The sequence below is a fragment of the Blautia sp. CGZ-1-C1 genome, assembly GCF_056504575.1.
Genome location: NZ_JBWLUT010000091.1, coordinates 17,928 through 38,900 on the forward strand (window position 1 = coordinate 17,928; position 20,973 = coordinate 38,900).

General features: G+C 41.0%; 19 protein-coding genes and 5 pseudogenes. 14 read left to right on the top strand and 10 right to left on the bottom strand.

All coding sequences use genetic code 11. The annotated features are described in order from the left end of the window. The first annotated feature begins 324 nt into the window (after window positions 1-324). The 4 genes from AC058W_RS07855 to AC058W_RS07870 all read left to right on the top strand — a co-directional run bounded on the left by AC058W_RS07855 (window position 325) and on the right by AC058W_RS07870 (window position 4,306). The gene (locus AC058W_RS07855) at window positions 325-1,539 is read left to right on the top strand and encodes an LL-diaminopimelate aminotransferase (protein WP_118247440.1); all 1,215 of its coding nucleotides are present in this window, start codon (window positions 325-327) and stop codon (window positions 1,537-1,539) included. Window positions 1,540-1,867: 328 nt separating this feature from the next. Further along, window positions 1,868-2,194 carry a cupin domain-containing protein gene (locus tag AC058W_RS07860; protein WP_479389926.1) on the top strand — a complete coding sequence of 109 codons (327 nt, stop codon included), beginning with the start codon at window positions 1,868-1,870 and terminating at the stop codon, window positions 2,192-2,194. A 4-nt stretch (window positions 2,195-2,198) separates the two neighbouring features. After that, window positions 2,199-3,467, top strand: coding sequence for a M18 family aminopeptidase (locus AC058W_RS07865; RefSeq protein WP_119242790.1), 1,269 nt, complete (start codon window positions 2,199-2,201; stop codon window positions 3,465-3,467). A gap of 17 nt (window positions 3,468-3,484) precedes the next feature. Further along, entirely contained in the window at window positions 3,485-4,306 is an 822-nt protein-coding gene (locus AC058W_RS07870; RefSeq protein ID WP_118410845.1) for a Cof-type HAD-IIB family hydrolase, read from the top strand. Between the two features lie 95 nt (window positions 4,307-4,401). Here the strand turns inward: AC058W_RS07870 and AC058W_RS07875 are convergent, their stop codons facing one another. Beyond that, window positions 4,402-5,346 (bottom strand): AEC family transporter, encoded by a 945-nt coding sequence (locus tag AC058W_RS07875; protein ID WP_117674682.1) that lies wholly within the window; start codon window positions 5,344-5,346, stop codon window positions 4,402-4,404. Between the two features lie 136 nt (window positions 5,347-5,482). Between AC058W_RS07875 and AC058W_RS07880 the strand changes: the two genes are divergently transcribed. The 3 genes and pseudogenes from AC058W_RS07880 (at window position 5,483) to ilvC (ending at window position 8,378) form a co-directional block, all read left to right on the top strand. Beyond that, window positions 5,483-6,535 carry a tyrosine-protein phosphatase gene (locus tag AC058W_RS07880; RefSeq protein ID WP_178760864.1) on the top strand — a complete coding sequence of 351 codons (1,053 nt, stop codon included), beginning with the start codon at window positions 5,483-5,485 and terminating at the stop codon, window positions 6,533-6,535. A gap of 188 nt (window positions 6,536-6,723) precedes the next feature. Beyond that, window positions 6,724-7,221 carry an acetolactate synthase small subunit gene (gene ilvN, locus AC058W_RS07885; protein ID WP_117674683.1) on the top strand — a complete coding sequence of 166 codons (498 nt, stop codon included), beginning with the start codon at window positions 6,724-6,726 and terminating at the stop codon, window positions 7,219-7,221. Window positions 7,222-7,357: 136 nt separating this feature from the next. Continuing rightward, window positions 7,358-8,378, top strand: a pseudogene (gene ilvC / locus AC058W_RS07890) (ketol-acid reductoisomerase). Between the two features lie 233 nt (window positions 8,379-8,611). On the opposite strand, the gene AC058W_RS07895 reads toward ilvC, so the two are convergent. Then, a complete protein-coding gene (locus AC058W_RS07895) occupies window positions 8,612-9,055 on the bottom strand; it encodes a hypothetical protein (protein WP_479389927.1) in 444 nt (147 codons plus the stop codon). Window positions 9,056-9,282: 227 nt separating this feature from the next. Between AC058W_RS07895 and AC058W_RS07900 the strand changes: the two genes are divergently transcribed. Continuing rightward, a complete protein-coding gene (locus tag AC058W_RS07900; protein ID WP_117674685.1) occupies window positions 9,283-9,468 on the top strand; it encodes a hypothetical protein in 186 nt (61 codons plus the stop codon). Window positions 9,469-9,481: 13 nt separating this feature from the next. On the opposite strand, the gene AC058W_RS07905 is transcribed toward AC058W_RS07900, so the two are convergent. The 3 genes from AC058W_RS07905 to AC058W_RS07915 all read right to left on the bottom strand — a co-directional run bounded on the left by AC058W_RS07905 (window position 9,482) and on the right by AC058W_RS07915 (window position 12,518). Continuing rightward, window positions 9,482-10,216 carry a LytR/AlgR family response regulator transcription factor gene (locus AC058W_RS07905; RefSeq protein WP_479389928.1) on the bottom strand — a complete coding sequence of 245 codons (735 nt, stop codon included), beginning with the start codon at window positions 10,214-10,216 and terminating at the stop codon, window positions 9,482-9,484. A gap of 92 nt (window positions 10,217-10,308) precedes the next feature. Continuing rightward, a complete protein-coding gene (locus tag AC058W_RS07910) occupies window positions 10,309-11,265 on the bottom strand; it encodes a sensor histidine kinase (protein WP_243101722.1) in 957 nt (318 codons plus the stop codon). Between the two features lie 620 nt (window positions 11,266-11,885). Continuing rightward, entirely contained in the window at window positions 11,886-12,518 is a 633-nt protein-coding gene (locus tag AC058W_RS07915; protein WP_117674688.1) for a helix-turn-helix transcriptional regulator, read from the bottom strand. Between the two features lie 304 nt (window positions 12,519-12,822). Between AC058W_RS07915 and hydA the strand changes: the two are divergent. Together hydA and yedF are read left to right on the top strand one after the other, a co-directional pair. Continuing rightward, window positions 12,823-14,198, top strand: a pseudogene (gene hydA, locus AC058W_RS07920) (dihydropyrimidinase). Between the two features lie 99 nt (window positions 14,199-14,297). Beyond that, window positions 14,298-14,915, top strand: a pseudogene (gene yedF, locus AC058W_RS07925) (sulfurtransferase-like selenium metabolism protein YedF). Window positions 14,916-15,172: 257 nt separating this feature from the next. On the opposite strand, the gene AC058W_RS07930 reads toward yedF, so the two are convergent. Next, the gene (locus AC058W_RS07930) at window positions 15,173-16,393 is read right to left on the bottom strand and encodes a dicarboxylate/amino acid:cation symporter (protein WP_118247435.1); all 1,221 of its coding nucleotides are present in this window, start codon (window positions 16,391-16,393) and stop codon (window positions 15,173-15,175) included. Window positions 16,394-16,481: 88 nt separating this feature from the next. Here AC058W_RS07930 and AC058W_RS07935 point away from each other — a divergent pair, with 88 nt between their 5' ends. From AC058W_RS07935 to AC058W_RS07945, 3 genes are all read left to right on the top strand, one after another. Further along, window positions 16,482-17,171: an XdhC family protein gene (locus AC058W_RS07935; protein WP_479389929.1), complete on the top strand. Its 690-nt coding sequence runs from the start codon at window positions 16,482-16,484 to the stop codon at window positions 17,169-17,171. 64 nt (window positions 17,172-17,235) lie between these two features. Next, window positions 17,236-17,403: an XdhC family protein gene (locus AC058W_RS07940; RefSeq protein ID WP_479389930.1), complete on the top strand. Its 168-nt coding sequence runs from the start codon at window positions 17,236-17,238 to the stop codon at window positions 17,401-17,403. A gap of 422 nt (window positions 17,404-17,825) precedes the next feature. Then, window positions 17,826-18,128 carry an SH3 domain-containing protein gene (locus tag AC058W_RS07945; protein ID WP_479389931.1) on the top strand — a complete coding sequence of 101 codons (303 nt, stop codon included), beginning with the start codon at window positions 17,826-17,828 and terminating at the stop codon, window positions 18,126-18,128. 252 nt (window positions 18,129-18,380) lie between these two features. On the opposite strand, the gene AC058W_RS07950 is transcribed toward AC058W_RS07945, so the two are convergent. Continuing rightward, window positions 18,381-18,683 (bottom strand): S-ribosylhomocysteine lyase, encoded by a 303-nt coding sequence (locus tag AC058W_RS07950; RefSeq protein WP_479389932.1) that lies wholly within the window; start codon window positions 18,681-18,683, stop codon window positions 18,381-18,383. Beyond that, on the bottom strand, window positions 18,646-18,846 hold the full coding sequence (locus AC058W_RS07955) for an S-ribosylhomocysteine lyase (RefSeq protein ID WP_479389933.1): 201 nt from the start codon (window positions 18,844-18,846) through the stop codon (window positions 18,646-18,648). The genes AC058W_RS07950 and AC058W_RS07955 overlap by 38 nt, the downstream gene beginning before the upstream one ends. 361 nt (window positions 18,847-19,207) lie before the next feature. On the opposite strand from AC058W_RS07955, the pseudogene AC058W_RS07960 reads away from it, so the two are divergent. Further along, window positions 19,208-19,879 (top strand): annotated as a pseudogene (locus AC058W_RS07960) (peptidylprolyl isomerase). Between the two features lie 249 nt (window positions 19,880-20,128). Here AC058W_RS07960 and mnmM read toward each other — a convergent pair. Together mnmM and AC058W_RS07970 are read right to left on the bottom strand one after the other, a co-directional pair. Then, window positions 20,129-20,694, bottom strand: a pseudogene (gene mnmM / locus AC058W_RS07965) (tRNA 5-(aminomethyl)-2-thiouridylate-methyltransferase MnmM). Between the two features lie 29 nt (window positions 20,695-20,723). Continuing rightward, window positions 20,724-20,973 (bottom strand): response regulator transcription factor (locus AC058W_RS07970; protein ID WP_479389934.1); only part of this gene is annotated, 250 nt, incomplete at its 5' end.

The following is a 20,973-nucleotide window of genomic DNA, read 5'->3' on the forward strand; positions in this document are numbered from 1 at the left end:
TTGTACAAAGCACAAGGAGTATCGTTTGCTTCGCAAACTTAATTTATGCTAATCGCATAAATTCGCGCAGTATGTCTCGGGTTTTCTGTGACCTTCGCTCACAAAAAACACCTCGCGGGATATTAGCAGTGAACAGTAATGTTAATATTAAAAATTATGCTCAGAAAATACTTTGGGGCTTTACATTGCTAAATAATTAAGTATAATAAAACTCGAATAAAACATATTTGAAGAAAAGACACAAACAGAAATGGAAAGGCAAAGCAGCAGCCTGCTGTAGACAGGTATATAAAAACTGCGAAACATGCCAGGGAGGAAATCAAAATGGTAACAGTAAACCACAACTATCTGAAATTACCGGGAAGCTATCTGTTTTCCACAATTGCAAAAAAAGTAAAAGCATATAAAGAAGCCAACCCACAGGCAAACGTAATCTCACTGGGAATCGGTGACGTAACCCAGCCTCTGGCTCCGGCAATCATTGAGGCACTTCATAAATCTGTAGATGAAATGGGTGATGCAGCTACTTTTCATGGTTATGCACCGGATCTTGGTTATGAATTCTTAAGATCTGCCATTGCAAAGAATGACTACAAAGACAGAGGATGTGACATTGAGGCAGACGAAATCTTTGTCTCTGACGGTGCAAAGAGCGATTCCGGAAATATCCAGGAGATCTTCGGACTGGATAACAAGATTGCAGTGTGCGACCCTGTATATCCTGTATATGTAGATACAAACGTAATGGCAGGCCGTACAGGAGAATACAACAAAGAACGTGGTAACTTTGATAACGTAATCTATATGCCATGTACAGAAGCCAACGGCTTCCTTCCGGAATTCCCGGAAGAAGTACCGGATCTTATCTACCTTTGCTTCCCGAACAACCCAACCGGTGGTGCCATCACCAAACCCCAGCTTCAGGAATGGGTAGATTATGCAAATAAAAATGGCTCCGTCATTATCTATGATGCAGCATACGAAGCATACATTTCCGAAGAAAATGTACCGCACAGCATCTATGAGTGTGAAGGAGCAAGAACCTGCGCCATCGAACTGCGCAGCTTTTCCAAAAATGCAGGTTTTACAGGTGTCCGCCTCGGCTTTACAGTTGTACCAAAGGATCTGGTTCGTGACGGCGTAGATCTTCACAGTCTCTGGGCAAGACGCCATGGCACAAAATTCAACGGTGCTCCATACATCGTACAGCGTGCAGGAGAGGCTGTATACTCTCCGGAAGGAAAAGCGCAGCTGAAAGAACAGGTAGGTTACTACATGAGTAACGCAAAAGCTATCTACGAAGGTCTGGCATCAGCAGGCTATTCCGTATCCGGTGGTGTAAATGCTCCGTATATCTGGCTGAAAACACCGGATAAGATGACTTCCTGGGAGTTCTTTGACTATCTTCTTGAAAAAGCTAATATCGTAGGAACTCCGGGTTCCGGATTTGGTGCTCATGGGGAAGGTTTCTTCAGACTTACTGCGTTTGGAACACATGAGAATACTTTAGAGGCAATTGAGAGAATTAAAAACTTATAAATAGAATAATTTGGTAAGGGACGCCCGGGACGGGATGTTGTTTTTGTGCTTAGTTTCAGAACCATTGTATTTCTAAGCATTTGGAAAGCCGCTAAAACCATTCAGAAATTGCTCAAACTCGCTTCGCTCAGACACGTGAGCAATTTCTGAATAACGCGTCTTCCCAAATACTAAGAACTACAATGAACCTTCAAATGCGCACAAAAACAACATCCCGTCCCGGGCTGGTTCTAATACTTTATTTTGCTATTTCACCGAAACAGTGATATGATAGAAACTGTTATTAGAAAAGAAGTTAAATAAAAATGTTATACAGGAGGACAACACAATGAAAATCAGACGCGAAGAACATATGGCAGGTGGAAATGGTCACGTAATTATCAAAGAAATCCTTGACGCAGAGCAGTTAAACGGCAAATGCGGCCTTTATGCACAGGTGACTCTTGAGCCGGGATGTTCACTTGGATATCATGAACATCATGGTGAAAGTGAAACTTATTATATTATCCAGGGCCAGGGTGAGTATAACGACAATGGTAAATACCGTCCGGTAAAAGTTGGAGATATGACTTTCACACCGGATAACCATGGTCATGGTCTTGCAAACACAGGAAATACAGACCTTGTATTTATGGCGCTGATTATCAAGGACTGATACTATGTATAAAAAAACTGCAAAAAAACTCTTGAAATTTATCCAGAAGAGTCCGACTGCGTTTCAGGCAGTTGAAGAAATGAGCCAAAGGTTGCAGAAAGAGGGCTTTAAGGAATTAAAAGAAGAGAAACACTGGGATTTGAAAGCTGGCGGAAACTATTTTGTAACCAGAAATCACTCTGCTGTCATAGCTTTCAGCATTCCAAAGAAACCGGCATGGAAATTTCACATTATGGCGAGTCACAGTGATTCTCCGGCATTAAAGATCAAAGAGAATCCTGAGATGGAAGTGGAGAAAGCATATATCAAGCTGAACGTAGAGCGCTACGGTGGCATGCTTCTTGCTCCATGGTTTGACAGACCGTTGTCCGTGGCAGGTCGTCTGATCGTGCGCAAAAACGGAGAGATTCAGGAGAAACTTGTTGCTGTGGATAAGGATCTTCTGGTTATTCCGAATCTTGCGATTCATATGAATCGTGAGGTGAATGACGGCTATAAATACAATGTACAGAAAGATATGCTGCCTCTTTACAGTGATTATGATGGTAAAGGCAGTTTTATGAAGCTTATGGCTGCAGAGGCAGATGTGGCAGAAGAGGATATTCTTGGTCATGATCTCTTTTTATATGACAGGACTCCGGGAACGGTCTGGGGTGCGAATGAGGAATTTATCTCTGCGCCGAGACTGGATGATATTCAGTGTGCATTTGCATCTCTGGAGGGATTTCTGCGTGGAGAGCGCAAGGAAAGTATTGCGGTGCATTGCGTGCTGGATAATGAGGAAGTGGGCAGCACTACGAAACAGGGGGCTGCGTCTACTTTCCTGAAGGATACGTTGATGAGGATTAATATGGGACTTGGCAGAACGCAGGAGGAATATCTGATGACTCTTGCAGACAGCTTTATGGTTTCAGCGGACAATGCTCACGCACTTCATCCAAATCATACGGACAAAACAGATCCGGTAAACCGCCCGGTATTAAATGGAGGAATTGTGATCAAATATAATGCAAATCAGAAATACTGTACAGATGGTGTTTCTGCCGCAATCTTTAAAGACATCTGTGACAGAGCAGAAGTGCCGTATCAGATATTTGTAAACCGTTCCGATATGGCAGGCGGTTCAACGCTTGGAAATATTTCCAATACACAGGTGCCGATGAAAACAGTAGATATCGGCCTTGCCCAGCTTGCCATGCATTCTGTATATGAGACTACAGGTGCAAAGGATACCGAGAGCCTTGCAAAGGCAGCAGCAGTACTGTTTGCATAAATAGAGGAGAACAGCACATGAGCAGAAGTACAGAGAAAAAAGCAGTATTTTTTGACGCAGACGGAACTCTCTGTGATATGGAAAAGGGAGTTCCTGCCAGCACTAAAGAAGCACTGAAAAAGCTAAGAGAAAACGGCCATGAAGCCTGGCTTTGTACAGGAAGAAGCAGAGCTTTTGTATCCTGGTATCTGGAAGAACTTCCCTTTACAGGAATGATCAGTGCTTGCGGAGCAACCATAGAAAAAGATGGAAAGCGCCTGTTTAATAAAGAAATGACGCCGGAAGTTGCGAAACTGTCTGTGGAAATTCTTCGTAAATACGGTCTGGTTCCTGTGATGGAAGGCGCAGATTTAATGTATTATGACAAAGATGAGTATAATACAGATATCAATTGGTATTGTGACTTAATCACAGAGTCCCTCGGATCAAAATGGAGACCAATCAGAGGAAATGAAGACTGTATGAAGATCAATAAGATCAGTGCCAAGATGGTGAAGGGCTGCGATGCAGAAGCTGCGTGCAGGGAGCTTGGCGAATATTATGACATTATCCGTCATGAGAGCAATTCCGGAATCGCAGGAACGACGATTGAACTGGTTCCGAAAGGATTTAACAAAGCAGTGGGAATTGCCGCAGTCTGTAAACTCTTTGATATCCCATGGGAAGATACGATCATATTCGGAGACAGCAATAATGATCTGGCGATGTTTGAATACGCAGCTGTGAAAGTTGCGATGGGAAATGGTTCAGAGAAGATAAAAGCACTGGCAGATTATATCACGCAGGATATGTTCCATTACGGAATCCGGAATGGTCTTGAATATCTGGGACTTATATAAGCCGGATAAAAATCATTCCGGATATTGTCTGATAGAGGCAGCGAATGAAAAAGAGTACTGAAAAATATAAAAGCAATAAAAAAAGAAGCCTGGGATTAAATAAGTCCCAGGCTTCTGCATATATAAAGCCAGATTGTCATGGTAAACGAACTGAACAGAGTGGTAGTCATAACGACACCGGAGGTAAAATCTCCATCGTAATTCATGTTCTTTGCCATGATATAGCAGCTTACAGTTGTGGCAGAACCCAGCATGATAATGATCGCTACCAGCATATCATGGGAAAAGCCAAGCATCACGGCAATCGGAAGAAATACTGCCTCATATCCTGCCAGCTTTAAGAAAGTACAGGCAATCAGCGGTTTTGGCCTTGCAAATGCCTTGCCGAATTTCAATGCGCCGCCCATGGCCATCAGTCCAAGAGGAGTAGCTGTTTTTCCGAGATTATTTACGGAAGTTTCGAGAATCGCCGGCATCGGGAAATGCAGTAATGACCATATCATACCGGTCAGAATTCCGAGGATGATAGGATTTGTGGCGATTCCTTTTAGAGTTTTGATAAGTTTTGCCGTATCAAGCTTTCCACCGCCGGGAGCGAAGAGAGAAAGTGTTGTGACGGCCATGATATTGTAAAGAGGCACGCTTCCGATGATCATAAGCGGAGCCATTCCGGCGTTTCCGTAGAGATTCTGGATAATGGCAATACCAAGGATCGCTGCACTGCTTCGGTAAGATGCCTGGATAAATTCACCCTGAATGTTGCGCGGCTTCAGCAGATAAGAAAGTCCTGTGGAGATTCCGATGCTGATCAGGGTTACAAAGAAACAGAATAATACGAACTTTGTATTCCAGACACTGTAGAAATCAGATTTCGCAATGTCCAGAAACAAGAGAGCGGGCAATGCGGCATTAAATACAAATTTGTTTAACCGGCTGACAAAAATGTCATCAAAAAGCCCGATCCGCCTGAAAAAAAGTCCCAGCATCAATGTCAGAAAGATGGGAATCGTGGCGTTAAGACAGAAAACAAGATTTTCCATAATTATGTATCCTTTCAGAAGAATAACTAGATTATAAACGATTGACAGGAATTGTCAAATCAGGATTTCTATGCTATCCTGAAAAAGAGATTGTTATGAAAAAACAATAAAACCGTAGATAGTGGAGTGGTGGAACATGAAGTACGGAAAAATACGAATTGAAGATGGATTTCTGGTTTTTACCAGACACATGATGATAAACAGCCTTCCATGCAAAGACATCGTATGGGCTTATATGAGAAAAGAGGGCTCAGATGAGGGCGATGACAGGCAGCTGAGTGTGAATTATCTTGTAATCGTTACCAGACGTAAGAAAAGATACAAATTTGATATGACAGAGAAGGAAATCTATGAGTGCATCCGGATTCTTAGAATCTTAAACCCGGATATGGCGTCCGGATTTCCAAAGGGAGGAAGAATCCTTCTTCAGAGCCTTTCGAATACCAGGGATCTTGGTGCGATTGCGACTGCGGATGGCAGACATATTCTGCCAAGACGGCTTTTAAGAAGCGGGGAGTTATACCATCTGTCCAACGCAGACAAGACCAGACTGGTGGAAGAATATAATCTGAAAATAATTATTGACCTGCGCTCTTCAGTGGAACGTAAGTGCAGACCGGATACGATCATGGCAGATGTGGAGTACTATCATGTGCCAGTCGTAGATGAAGCTATACAGAAGATCAGCAACAAAGAAGAACTTCTGGACTGGCTGGATAAAATGCCGGATGATGTAGAAATGTATATGCGGACACAGTACAGAAATTTGTGCGAAGATCAGCTGGTGTTGAAACAATATGCCAGGTTTATAGATATTCTTTTCCAGCAGGAGACAGGAGCCGTTCTCTGGCACTGTGAGACAGGAAAAGACCGCACCGGACTCGGAACGGCATTTCTACTGAGCCTGCTTGGTGTTGAGGACCGAATTATCTATGAAGATTATCTGCGCACGAACCGGTATCTGGCAAAGGATTTCCTGTATATGCAGAGACTTCTGCAGACCTGGCCGGAAGCAGATGAAAATATGCAGAGAAAACTGCAGACCTTTTATGAAGTAAAAGAGGAATATCTCAGAATCGTATTTGAAATGATAAAGCTGAAATATGGCTCTATGGAAAAGTTTTTCCAGGAGGTATTTTATCTGAAGCCAAAGATGGTGGAAGAACTCAGGGACAAGTATCTGATATAGACAGAAAAAATGTTACTGTTCGCTTCTTGCCCGGTAACGAAAAAATCTACAAAAGCTGTCGCAGAAAGACATTTGTTTTTGTGTGAAAAATTTATTGACAAAATTATGATTATTGATATAATGATAACCATACGAGCTATTTATTATATTAACGTGCTGAAAGGATGCACGATGGAAGCAGGTGGAACATGCAGAAGAGAGTATTATCCCTGTTAGTAGATAACACAGCAGGTGTAACAACCAGAGTATCTGGACTATTCAGCCGCAGAGGCTACAACATCGACAGCATTACCGGAGGTGTGACAGCGGACGAACGCTTTTCCAGAATTACCGTTGTGTGCAGCGGGGATGAACTGATCCTGGAGCAGATTACGAATCAGCTTGCCAAGCTTGTAGATGTAAGAGAAATCAAGATTCTTGAACCGGATAACAGTGTATGCCATGAATTACTGATGATTAAAGTGGCAGCGAAGCCGGAGCAGAGACAGAGTCTTATTTCCATTGCGGATGTTTTCCATGCAAAGGTTGCAGACGTAAGTGTGGATTCCATGATTCTGGAGATGACAGGCAATTATAAGAAACTGGAAGCATTCCTTGAACTGATGGGAGATTATGAAATTCTTGAACTTGCACGTACCGGAATGACCGGACTGTCAAGAGGTTCGGAGGATGTTACTTATCTGTAAGAGTGAATGAGAGAGTGTTATTTAAATATTTACATATTTACATATCTCAGGGAACAGAATATATTTTGTTAAGTTTGCTAGGGGCCTAGATCCCTTAACGATAAATTTTTTTTACGATTAGCAGGAGGAAAATAAAATGGCTAACAAGATTTTTTATCAGGAAGATTGTAATTTAAGCTTACTGGATGGTAAGAAAATTGCAATTATTGGATACGGAAGCCAGGGACATGCACATGCTCTGAACTTAAAGGAATCCGGATGTGATGTCATTATCGGTCTGTACGAAGGCAGCAAATCCTGGAAGAGAGCTGAAGAGCAGGGCTTTAAGGTATATACAGCAGCAGAAGCAGCTAAACAGGCTGATATTATCATGATTCTTATCAACGATGAATTACAGGCTAAGCTTTACAAAGAATCCATTGAGCCAAATCTTGAGGAAGGTAATATGCTGATGTTCGCTCATGGTTTCAACATTCACTTCGGATGCATTAAACCACCAAAGAATGTTGATGTTACTATGATCGCTCCTAAAGCACCTGGTCACACAGTAAGAAGTGAGTATCAGGCTGGAAAAGGAACACCTTGTCTTATTGCTGTAGAGCAGGATTATACAGGAAAAGCTCAGGATCTTGCACTGGCATATGGTCTTGGAATCGGCGGAGCAAGAGCTGGTCTTCTTGAAACTACATTCCGTGTAGAGACAGAGACAGACCTCTTCGGTGAGCAGGCTGTACTTTGCGGTGGTGTTTGCGCACTTATGCAGGCAGGTTTCGAAACACTTGTTGAAGCTGGTTATGATCCAAGAAATGCATACTTTGAATGTATTCATGAAATGAAACTGATCGTAGACCTGATCTATCAGTCAGGATTCGCAGGAATGAGATATTCTATCTCCAACACTGCTGAATATGGCGATTACATCACAGGACCTAAGATCATCACAGAAGATACAAAGAAGGCTATGAAGAAAATTCTTTCTGATATCCAGGATGGTACATTTGCAAAAGACTTCTTACTTGATATGTCTGATGCAGGTGCACAGGTTCACTTCAAAGCTATGAGAAAGAAAGCTTCCGAGCATCAGTCTGAAAAAGTTGGCGAAGAGTATCCGTAAACTTTACAGCTGGAATGGTGAAGACAAACTCATCAACAACTAATCTGAATATGATTAAATTAAAATCCCTCGCCATTAAGCGGGGGATTTTTTTAATAAATTTTGTTATTAATGATATTCTTAAGTTTGTCAGAAGCATTTATTTGTCCTTTGATTCAATTGTAAATATTCATCGGCAATAGACTTAAGGTTATAATTCTATGATCTGTCCCTTTTCTACATCATATCTGCAGTATTTTACCGTTTTTGGAAATAAATGGCTGATATGTATTTGTTTTATCTATCTTTCAGGTATACAATTCCGGTAGCAATCATTTCAACTAATGAGAAGCGCTCGCTGAGACTGGAGATCCACTTATATGTTTTATTCTTTGAAGAACTTGTCATGACCATATTGTAAGTATGTCCGTCTTCGGATGCTTCAAGAGAAAAATATACTTTCTCGGCTTTGTCAGGGGCATCGAAAACCTGGCTTGTAATATAGGAAGAGAAATTAGTCTCTACGAATTTACGGAAAGATTTCATATCGTAAGTAATTTTAGACACTTCATCTGTAATCTTATCTCCACGTTCCAGTCGTGTTTTGATAATCTTCAATACTTCTACAGTCCAGTTGATAAATGAAATACTGCTGTAGTTCATGCTCTCCATTAATTCAGCAATCAGATTCTTTGAAAGAGTGTTAGAGCGCACCGCTTCGTCATATAGTTCTTTGTTCATAACATTTTCCCTCTTTTTCATTATATTTTGGCATTTCCGCATATTTTTATGTTATACTGATTATAAATCTGTTTGTAATAAAATGCAATAAAAATACGAAATTAAATGGGAAAATTGTGAATATTGCTACAATTTTAACGAGATAAGAGAAAATTTGACATAGACATCAAGTCAGGGAGAAAAGACCTTTTTACCTTAACATTATTATATGAGATAGGAGAAGAGTAATGGAAATTGAAGAAGAATTTATTTCGGGATTTTGTAGAACATGTAATGGGGCGCAGACGGTTTGCTGCGAGTATACTGTAGAAGGAGGCAAAAGAACATTAACATTTATGGACTGTGCACATGACAGATGTGTAAATCATGCTGCCTGTGAAATTTATAAACAGGCGCATGAGATGGAAAAGTAAAGAACTAATCAAATTAATCAAGAGTTGTGAAATTTGTTCCTGAGTCAAACATAAATGCAAAATATGCATCCTTAAATGCGGCGTAGCTGTTCCTGGAAATTGGGACAGAGGAAGAAAATGCAGTAGTAATCTGTGTTCTTGTGAACTGCCGGATGCGTGAAAGGTTTACAATATAACTGCGGTGACACTTAAAGAACCCCTTTTCAGGGGTAAGAATCCCTTCGCATTTCGAAAACTGTTCACGTAGTTTTTGAACTTTTCCGTCAGAGAGATATACCAGCACCCATTTATTCTGTGCTTCCAGATAATCTACATCATTGAGTGCTATTTTACAGAAACCGTTTGCGGTATGTGCAGTAAAAGTTTCGGCAGAGCTTTCAAAATTCTTCAGAAAATCATCCAGGACAGAGAAGAGCTTCCGGCTGTCTATTGGTTTAAGCAGGTAATTTAAAGCTTTTACTTCATAAGATTCCAAAGCGAAATCCCTCGATGAGGTTAGAAAGATAAGTGGAACAGTAATACCCTCACTTCTAAGCTCTCTGGCTGTATCCAGCCCATTTAGTAACGGCATGATAATATCCAGAATGATCAGATCCATAGAAGTATTTTTCAAAGCAAGAAGCAGATCGTCTCCATTGGAATATTGATACAAGGTAAAAGACAGATCGTGTCTGACCGCCCAGTGCGTCAGAAGAGAGCGTATTTCCTGAATGGAAGATAGTTCATCATCACAGATTGCTATTTTCATAAATTATAAGACCTTTCTATAAGATTATGTAAAACCATTTTATAGCAGCTCCGGTATTTTTCCGGAATTGCTAAAATCTGTATACCAAAACATCAGATGATAATTCTCAGAACAAAGCAATGTTCAGAGACAGAAAAATGACATTGTCCATGTAACTGCTCAACGTAATAAATGATGCTTTTTACTCCGATTCCATGTCCATCTCTGTTGGAAACAGGAACACCATCGACAAACTCCGGAATTTTCTCTACAGGATTTTCGAGCTGGATCAGCAGATGTTCTTTTTTCTGAGAAACAATAAGTCTGGCCCGCTTTGAAACAATATTCATCTGTTCCAGAGCATGCATGGCATTCTCCAGTGCGTTTGACAGGATCGTACAGACTGCAATGTCAGAACAGGGAAGTTCTTTTGATGTGGAAATATTACATTCAAGAGAGAAGCCCTTATCTGTGAAACGAGAATGATAAATAGAGATTACGGAATTTAACATTTCATTTCTGGAATAGTTGGAAATAATCGTATCATCGTATGCAGAGCTGATTTCTTTGATATATTCCTGTACTTTTTCTGAATGTCCATTTTGCAGCTGAGTTAGAATGATATTCAGATGATGGCGCATATCATGTCGAAGGATCGCAAGTTTCTGGCTGCTTATTTTTACCTGTTCGATTTCTTTTTGCATGGACTGAACCTGCATTTCACGAAGCGTGCTGTATTGTTTTAATTCCTGTTTGTCTTCATATTCCCGGAAGTAGATTATGAGAAATGCGAGATAAGCGTTACAGAAGGCAAATCCCATAAATTCAACTACTGCCTTATTTCCGGAATAAAGCAGACTGGAAAATTTGGTAGAGGCATAATCAAAAATATAATAAACAAAAGGCAGAAAACCTATGATGCAAAGTTCTCTTGGCTCTTTGGAAAAGAGTGTCCGGGTGGAGCGGAATACATATTTGTACAGAAGGATAAATGTGGCAAGTGTAGTCAGGATTCTTGCAGTATAATAACACCATTGGGCTTCTGTCATTTGTAGAGCGAATAATCCCATCCAGTTACTCACCTGACAGCATAGGTATGCGGAGAAAACGGAAACTGCGGAAGAGATTAAAGGATACTTGTAATAAAAAGTCAGGAATAAGATCAAAGGAAAATGTACGATCAAAGGATAAGACTGATTGGCAAGTGTTTCCCCGAATATCAGAAAATCAATAATATATAACGATCCCTGTCCGCAAAACAGCAGAAATAAAGTCAGGATATTTTTGCGTCTGGGTTTCACCCCAAGAAAAAAAGCGGAACAAAAATCCCGAAAAGCAAAGTAGTTATATTGTGAATAGCAGATAAAACCTGCACCAGCATAACAGCACCTCCATTCATCTGTAACTCCGACGAAAATCAGGTGCATTGCCAATGTCTGACAGAAAATTCCCTATCAGCCGGAATATTATTATATGGAACATCATAATATATGTTCAGTATAAAAGATTCCCAAATCAAACACAACCCCTTATCCCCTAATTTGCTTACCATTTATACCATATAGTTACCATTCGCGCCAAAAAGAAAAAATGATTTCCTGCCATGATATTATAAATTATCTTCTGGTTCCTGGATATATAGAAAAAAACTCCCTGAGATACTGCAAAAACAGTATTCCAGGGAGTTTTTCTATTTGTTTACATCAATATAACTGTATAACGTATATTTGGAGATGCCAAAGTAATTTGCAACTTTATCTCCGGATTTGGTGATAAGGAATGCACCTGCATCATTTAAGAATTGAATAGCAGTAACTTTATCTTCCTTATTCATTAGAGCTACAGGTTTACCGACAAGTGCAACAGACTCTTCAATCAGATGGTCAAGAAGATCATTAACGTTGTGAGTGATTTCTTTCGGCTTTTCTTCTTTGTCCTCAGGAGTGACAAGAGAATGAAGTGCGGACTCGATCATGGTAAGTTTGGTGATATCATAATTGATTCCGAAAACATAGTGAAGAGTGCCGTCATCGTCATGGATGTAGGAGGTGCTGCATTTAAGAATCTTGCCGTCGGAAGTTTTCATCAAATAACCGGTATGGTCTTCCGGGGCTTTTCCTTTCTCCTGATTACGGATCGCATCAAAAACCGCGCTGGATGGTCCGTCTCCGATATCTCTGTTTGTAACATGCCCGTTTACAATATACACGATAGAATGCTCTGGTTCTGAAGTCTTCAGGTCATGGATTACTACTTCACAGTCAGGCCCGAACTGAGATGCGATATCAGCGGCGATTTGTTTTAATACAGTAAGTCGTCCCATTTAATTCCCTCCTAAATGAAATGATTTTTTGTTACTGTTCATGTGTTGGATTGCCAAAAGCAGAGACAGAATGAACAGCAAGATGTACGAAAACTGCACGTTTTCTATATTTTAACATAAAAAAATAAAAATAAAAAGAGTGTTAAAAAAATAAATGTGAATACCTAAAAGAATTTGTGAATATTCTCTGAAATGATTGAAGTGTCATTTAAATGGTGGTATATTTTACACATAAATAGTTGCTGTTCATTACAGGCAGTAACAGTAATTCTTAAATACAAAAAAAGAAAGGGGTGGCAAAAAAGTGAAAACTTTATTGAAAAATGGTACGGTAGTATCGGGGGATATGTCTGTCAGGGAAGATGTTCTGATAGATGGAGAGAAAATCGTAAAGGTAGGACAGAATCTGGAGTCAGAGGATGCCCGGGTTGTTGATGTCAGTGGGAAATTACTCTTCCCGGGATTTATTGATGGACATACACATTTTGACCTGGAAGTGGCAGGTACAGTAACTGCGGATGATTTTGAGACAGGTACAAAAGCTGCGATTGCAGGCGGAACGACGCTGGTGATTGATTATGCATCTCAGGACAAAGGCGGACATACTCTTAAAGAAGGTCTTGAAAAATGGCATAAGAAAGCGGACGGAAAATGTTCCTGCGATTATTCGTTCCATATGTCTGTTGTAGAATGGAATGAAGAAACGGAGAAAGAAATTCAGGATATGATCAATGAAGGAATCACCAGCTTTAAGCTTTATATGACATATCCGGCGATGATCGTAGATGACGGTGATCTTTATAAAATTATTAAGAAATTAAATGAATACGGATGTTTTGCGGGAGTACACTGTGAAAATGCAGGAGCGATTGATGCGTTAATCGCGGAGGCGAAGAAAGAAGGGCGATTTGGACCTGAGAATCATCCCCTGGTACGTCCGGACATCATGGAAGCGGAGGCAGTTCACCGCCTTCTGGTGATTGCAGATGCAGCAGATGCACCGGTTATGGTGGTTCATTTGACGAACAGGAAAGCTTTTGAAGAGGTGATGCGTGCCAGAATGAATGGACAGAAGGTATATGCAGAAACCTGTCCGCAGTATTTGCTTCTGGATGACAGTGTATATTCCAAACCAGATTTTGAGGGTGCGAAGTATGTGTGCGCACCTCCAATCCGTAAGAAAACAGATCAGGACTGTCTCTGGAAAGCGCTGGCAAACGGTGATATCCAGACGGTTGCCACAGACCAGTGCAGTTTTACCATGGAGCAGAAAGCGCTAGGCAAAGATGATTTCACAAAGATTCCGGGAGGGCTTCCCGGAGTGCAGACAAGAGGAACTTTACTCTATACATATGGCGTTCGTACCGGCAAAATCACACAGGAACAGATGTGCCGTTTGTTAAGTGAAAATGCGGCAAAGCTTTATGGCGTTTATCCGAAGAAGGGTGTGATACGTGAAGGCAGTGATGCAGATATTGTTGTATTTGACCCGGAGAAAGAAAACGTGATTTCTGCTAAGACACATCTTTATAATACAGATAACAATCCATATGAGGGATTTAAACTTCATGGGGATGTTGACAGCGTTTACTTAAGAGGCGCGCATGTCTGGTACAGAATGGAAAGGTGCTGGTGGAGAAAGCCGGTAAATATATTAAACGTGGTAAGAAGTTGCTGTGATGGAGTGGAAAGATATAGAATAATGAATTTGAACATATAAAATTGCGTTCTGGCAAGGCTGTATGTTCGAAAGAATAAATAATTAAGAGGTGACCCAAAATGAGACATGAAGTAGACGCAATGGGAAAGCAGTGTCCAATCCCGGTAGTAATGAGCAAAGAAAGTAATTGACAAGGCAGCAATCGGTGATGAAATTGAGATTCTGGTTGATAATGAAACTGCAGTAAACAATCTGAGCAGACTTGCAAATAAAACAGGATGCACATTTGTGTCAGAGAAGTTGGAGGATAAGAAATACCAGGTAAAAATGACTGTTCAGACAGAGCAGGCGGGTGGAGATGTAAATGAAGAAGAATTCGTATGCGAGACACCACATAAAAAAGTGACAGTAGCTGTAATCTCATCTAATGTTATGGGGAATGGTGATGATGAACTTGGTAAAGATTCTGATCAAGGGATTTATCTATGCGCTTTCTCAGATGGATACACATCTGGATACAATTCTCTTCTATAAATGGAGGAGCTAAACTTACGACAGAAGGTTCTGAGAGTATTGAAGATCTGAAAAAGATGGAAGAAGAGGGAGTAGAAATTCTGACTTGTGGTACCTGCCTGAAACATTACGGACTGATGGATAAGCTGATGGTTGGTAAGGTTACAGACATGTATACGATTGCTGAGCGTATGACAGGTGCAGACAAGGTGATTCGCCCATAACTCGCTCATAATTATAAATAAAGAAAGAATTCAGTCTGGTGCCTGAAAGATTCTCTGTAGTGATTAAATTCCTGTGATATAAACAACCATCAGTGTGTATGTCTGTTTAAAACAGAAGCATACATATGATGGTTTTGTAAATCAATTATATTTTGCAGAATGCATTTTTAACCAAATCAAGGAAGTCCCCTGCTTCAATTGTGAATATCCTATGACTATGACTAGGATGCGTTGGGCGTTCGTTATAATTCATACTGTTAAAGATCAACACTGATATGCTGTTCTTTAATATTATGACGTTTCGCATATCCGGTAAGGATTAAAGTCAGAGCGCCATCGCCTGTTACGTTACATGCAGTTCCGAAACTGTCCTGCAAAGCAAAGATAGTCAGCATCAGAGCAGTGCCGGAATCTCCGAATTTCAGAATGCCGGTAATGATTCCCAGAGACGCCATAACGGTTCCGCCAGGTACACCGGGAGCTCCGATGGCAAAAATACCAAGCAGAACACAGAAAAGAACAATAGTTCCCGGTGCAGGTACTGCGCCATAAAGGATTTTAGAAATCGTCATACAGAAGAAGACTTCTGTGAGAACAGATCCACAGAGATGAATGTTGGCAAATAACGGAATACCAAAATCAACCATGTCTTTTCTTAAAGGTTTTGCTTTACGCGCACACTGGAGAGCAACTGCAAGTGTGGCAGCAGAGGACATGGTTCCTACGGCGGTAAGATATGCCGGTCCATAGTGCTTTACGACTTCCATAGGATTTTCTTTGGAGTAAATGCCTGCAAGTACATACAGAAGAGCCATCCAGATAAAATGCCCTATCAAAACAATTACGATTACCTTAAGAAAGACAGGAAGCTGTCTGGTAATAGTTCCTTCATATGCGAGAGAGCAGAAAGTCAGTCCGATAAAGTAAGGAAGAATCGGTATGATAATTCTGGCTACAATAGAAAGCACGATTTTCTGAAACTCATCCAGAAAGGATGAAACCAGGCTGGCTTTTGTCCAGGTAGCTGCAAGTCCAAGCATAACCGATAATACAAGTGCACTCATAACAGGCATGATCTGCGGAATAGAAAGTTCAAAGATCACGTCAGGCAGAGTCTTCAGGTGATCAGCAGTGGAACTGATGGATAAGTGTGGAATCAGCACATATCCGGACAGCGCAGAGAATAAAGCGGCTCCCAGTGAGGAAGCATAAGCAATACAGACTGCAACTCCTAACATTCTGGAAGCATTGTTTCCAAGTTTGGTAATGGATGGCGCGATAAATCCTATAATGATTAGTGGAACACAGAAATTGATCAGCTGACCAAAGATATATTTCAGCGTCACAACCAGATTCAATATGGCAGTTGTGATGGCGGATTCATCTGAGATATTCAGCAGGAGTCCGATACAAATGCCGAGAGCCACGCCGACAAGTAATTTGAACGGCAGGCTGTGTAGAAATTTGCTTTTTTTCATGATATTTCCCCCTTTTCCGTCAATTATAATATATTTTTGAAAAAATCACAATGAAAAACAGAAAGAGGGGATTGAGACAGGAGAGACTATGTACAAGAAAATTTATCAGATATTGGAAGAAACAGGAAAAGTTAAAACAGCGATGTTTTTGAATGGCAGCCATAAAGGAGAGAAATGCCTGATAAAAGAAGGAAGTTGCGTAGCCTTTGACAGTAAGGCAGAAGATTTCTGGAAAGAATATGAGGCAGAGCTGGCTGCGTGTCAGGATACAAAAGTCGTTCATATCAAAGAGAATGATTTTTTTGTAGAAATTTATGTAAAAAATCCTCAGCTTATTATTCTTGGTGGAGGACATGTGTCTCAGCCTGTGGCAAAAATCGGAAAAATGCTGGGATTTCATGTGACAGTTATGGACGATAGAAAAGATTTTGTGACTCCGGAGAGATTTCCGGATGCAGACCGTCTGATAACGGGAAGTTATGACGAGATTCCCGATAAAATTCCGGAATATGAAAATGCTTACTATGTGATAGTAACAAGAGGCCATCTGGGAGACAGTGCCAGCGCAAGGCAGATTTTAAGACGTCCATATACCTATCTGGGCATGATCGGAAGCAGAAATAAAGTAAAACTGACTATGGAAAAACTGCTTGGAGAGGGCTTTAGCAAAGAACAGCTCAATACGATCCATGCACCGATCGGACTTCCAATCGGAGGGCACATGCCGGCAGAAATTGCGGTAGAGTATCACCGCCGAGATCGTACAGGAAAAAAATAAATACAATGTTTCCTATATTGATGAAACGGTAGAAAAAGCTGTCCGGGAAAAGGAAAGCGGAGTTATGATCACGATCATTTCCAAGAGTGGCTCTTCACCAAGAGGAACAGGAAGTAAAATGTTCCTGGACAAAGAAGGCAGATTGCATGGAAGCATTGGCGGAGGAAATGTGGAATTTCAGGCTCTTAAATATGCACCGGAAGGCGAGGCACGGAGAAATCAGAAAGTATAATCTGTCCAATCAGGGCGGTGCAAACCTGGGAATGATCTGCGGGGGAGAAGTGGAAGTCCTTTTTTGAGGTATGTGAACAAGTAACCAGTAACGTTTAACCCCGTGTTCCGTGAGAATCGTGTATATTAATACTCAAAGGTTATTGCCCGCATGTGAGCGGACAGAAAGAAGACACGAAAGGATAGCAGTCGTGTTTGATAAAGGAGGATTCTACTTATGAAAAAATCACTTTGGCTGGTTCTGGTACTGGGACTTGCATTTGCCGTTCAGGGATCAGGATTTGACCCTACTATTGATTCCAGTGTTATGATCGTTGAGATGTAGCACCAACACCGGAGGTAACACCTACTCCTGAAGTAGCGGAAGCGACACCGACACCGGAGGCAACACCTACTCCTTCAGCAGAGCAGACAGCCAGTGGTGTGAAGGTAGAAGTAAAGACTGGTACATCTTATGCATCTGCAGAACTGAACCTTCGTTCTGACGCAAGCGCGGATGCAGAACTGATTGCAAGCGTGGCATCCGGAACTCAGCTGAACAGTACAGGTGTATGTGAGAATGGCTGGATCCGTGTGGACTACAACGGACAGACATGCTATGCCAGCGGAGATTTTGTGACAACGACAGCTCCTGCAGCAGATGCGGCAGCCGCAACAGCAGATACAGGTGCAGCTGAAGATACATCTTACGATGATACTTCCTATGATGAAAGTGCAGAATACTAGGGAGTTTAATAACTATCCATGAATTAGAGATATTAGATTTATTGTGTGAATAAAAAAATAAATGCAGAAGCGGTGAGTGATAATAACTCGGTAGCTTCTGCGGTTTTTGTTTTAATCAAATATAAGTAAGCTCTTGCATCAATTACGAATATCCGCCTGATATTGAGACATACAACGCAAAGAGTATGGCTAAGAGACAGTCACTTCGTCAAACTTAAATATGTTCTTACTTACTGTGGATAGACAAGTCTGTCAGGTATTGATGTCATCGAGAACTTCATCCAGGAATTTCTCAGCCAGATATTTGGCCATTGGCAGATTCATATCCAGATAGTTTCCACAGTCTTTGGCAGATGCTCCCGGGACGTCGCCCTCGAAATCACGGATAAACTCAAAAGTTTCGATCATAAGCGGAACGATATCCTTTGATTCATAATCTCCGGCTAAAAGAAGATAGACATTTTCCGGTACGGCATCCCATTTGGTCCCCAGTAGATCATCTTCAGGACCGAATTCCTTATGATTTCTGAGAAAAGTAGCTGCCAAGATGCTCAATTGTGTGAAGCTCTGCAGTGTTCATGACCGGCTCTTCATTCGGAGAGGTCATACGGATATCAAACGTGGTGATCACACTGTTTCCAACCGGATCCTTGCGGGAAACGTCGACACCCGGCTGAAGTTTGATATGGTCAATGGTAAAACTTGTAATTTTTTCCATTTCGGATTCCTCACTTTCAAATAAGAATAATTACTCATGCTTTTAGCAGATGAATATATATGGTATCAGGGCCCAAAATTCAAAAGTTTTATTGTATAGGTCTGAGCAGCTTTTTTGAACCCTGGATATCGTTCTGTATTTACTGTATTTCAGGTATATTTTAACAGGCAAATGTCAGGAAGTAAACCAGACAATCTGAACATTTTGTGAAAAGAGTTGTTTTTTTTTCAGGATAGGTTATAATCAGATAAGATTGTGTTTTGAGGATGGTAATAAATGATATAAAAGCCTTGAAACGGAATAATTTTGGAGGTAGAGAATAATGAAGAGAAAATTACTGGCAGCACTTTGCGTTACAGCCATGTCAGCAAGTTTACTGGCAGGATGTGGCAGCAGCGATAAAACAGAGGAACCAACAAAGACAGAAGAAACAACAAAGGAAGAAACTTCCAATCAGACAGAAACCAAGACAGATTCCACTTCTTCTGACAGTGAAGATACAGTAAGTGAAGAAGAGGCAGAGAAGGCAGGATTTACTGACGGATTTGATGAAGAAGACAGCGAATCTTCGGATATAGATAACACTGATAGTGATACAGAAGATGGAAAAGACAGCAACACAGGTGTACTTCTGGATACTTCCAAAGAACTTACAGGAACTCATCATGCAGAAATCGAAGTAAAAGATTATGGCACGATTGATGTGGAACTGGATGCAGATACAGCGCCGATTACTGTAACAAATTTTGTGAAGCTTGCACAGGAAGGTTTCTATGACTATGTGACTTCCACCGCATCATGATGGATTTATGATCCAGGGCGGCGATCCGATGGAAATGGAACAGGCGGATCTGACGAGAACATTAAGGGTGAGTTCAGCAACAATGGAGTAGATAACGATATTTCTGATACAAGAGGAACTATTTCCATGGCGAGAGCAAGTGATCCGGACAGTGGAAGCTCACAGTTCTTTATCGTTCAGACAGACAGCACATTCCTGGACGGTGATTATGCAGGATTTGGAGATATGTAACAGAAGGAATGGACATTGTAGATAAGATCTGCGAGGACGCTAAACCAACAGACAACAACGGAACGATTCCGGCAGATGAACAGCCGGTGATTGAGACAATCAAGATCACAGACTAAACAGAATGAATTCTCAATTCTCTGGTCAGATAAGAAAATTCGGAGAAAGAACAGATTAAAAAAATACTTAGATTACAAAAGACACTGGAAAAGATTTTTACGATATATTCTTTTCCGGTGTCTTTTTGTACTGTCAATTTTTTATGATAAGTACAGGGATCGGAGGATTATTTGGCCGGTTATAATATTCACTTTTTATTACCAGATATTTATGCGGATCCAATTCTTTCAGCCAGGAAAGAATCTGATTTCGTTCATCAAAGCCAGAAATCACCGCCGCTGTAAATACAAAGAGAGATCATGCCTCTCTTTTTCAGCAGAGATAAAGCCTGTGTTAAAGCCTGAATACTGGTCTCGCCTCTGGTCGCGAGGGAATGATCGCCGCCCGGAAGATAGCCGAAATTGAAAACAATGCAGCTTATACTATCTGCCTCGGCATACTTAGACATATTTGCATGGGATTCCAAAAGAAGGGTGTAATTTTGAGGAGCATGCTCAGCGACCAGCTTTTCTCTGGTGGCAGCCAGTGCCTGTTTCTGGATATCGAAAGCCAGCACTTTCCCTGTCGTTTTGCATAATTGAGATAATAAAAAGTGTATCGTTGCCATTTCCCATAGTGGCGTCTATACAGAAATCGCCCTCAGTTACCTGCTGTCTGATAAAATTAGCACACCACTGTGTAATCTGATAGTTTTTCATATGTACCTCCATGAAATGTAACAAATAAATTAATTGTTGGATGAAAGCAATTCTAATAATTGTTTTCGTTTTGTGCGGGTATCGCCTCCGATATGAAGTTTGGAATAAATCTGATTGATATATTGTTTCACACTGCCTTCAGAAAGAAAAAGTTTTTCTCCGATTTCACGATTACTTAAGCGCTGCTGCAACAACATGACGATTTCGTGTTCACGGTCCGTCAGCGAAGAGAGCACCATGGGACGTGGACCGGCATTGTGATGTCCGAGTAATGCGTTA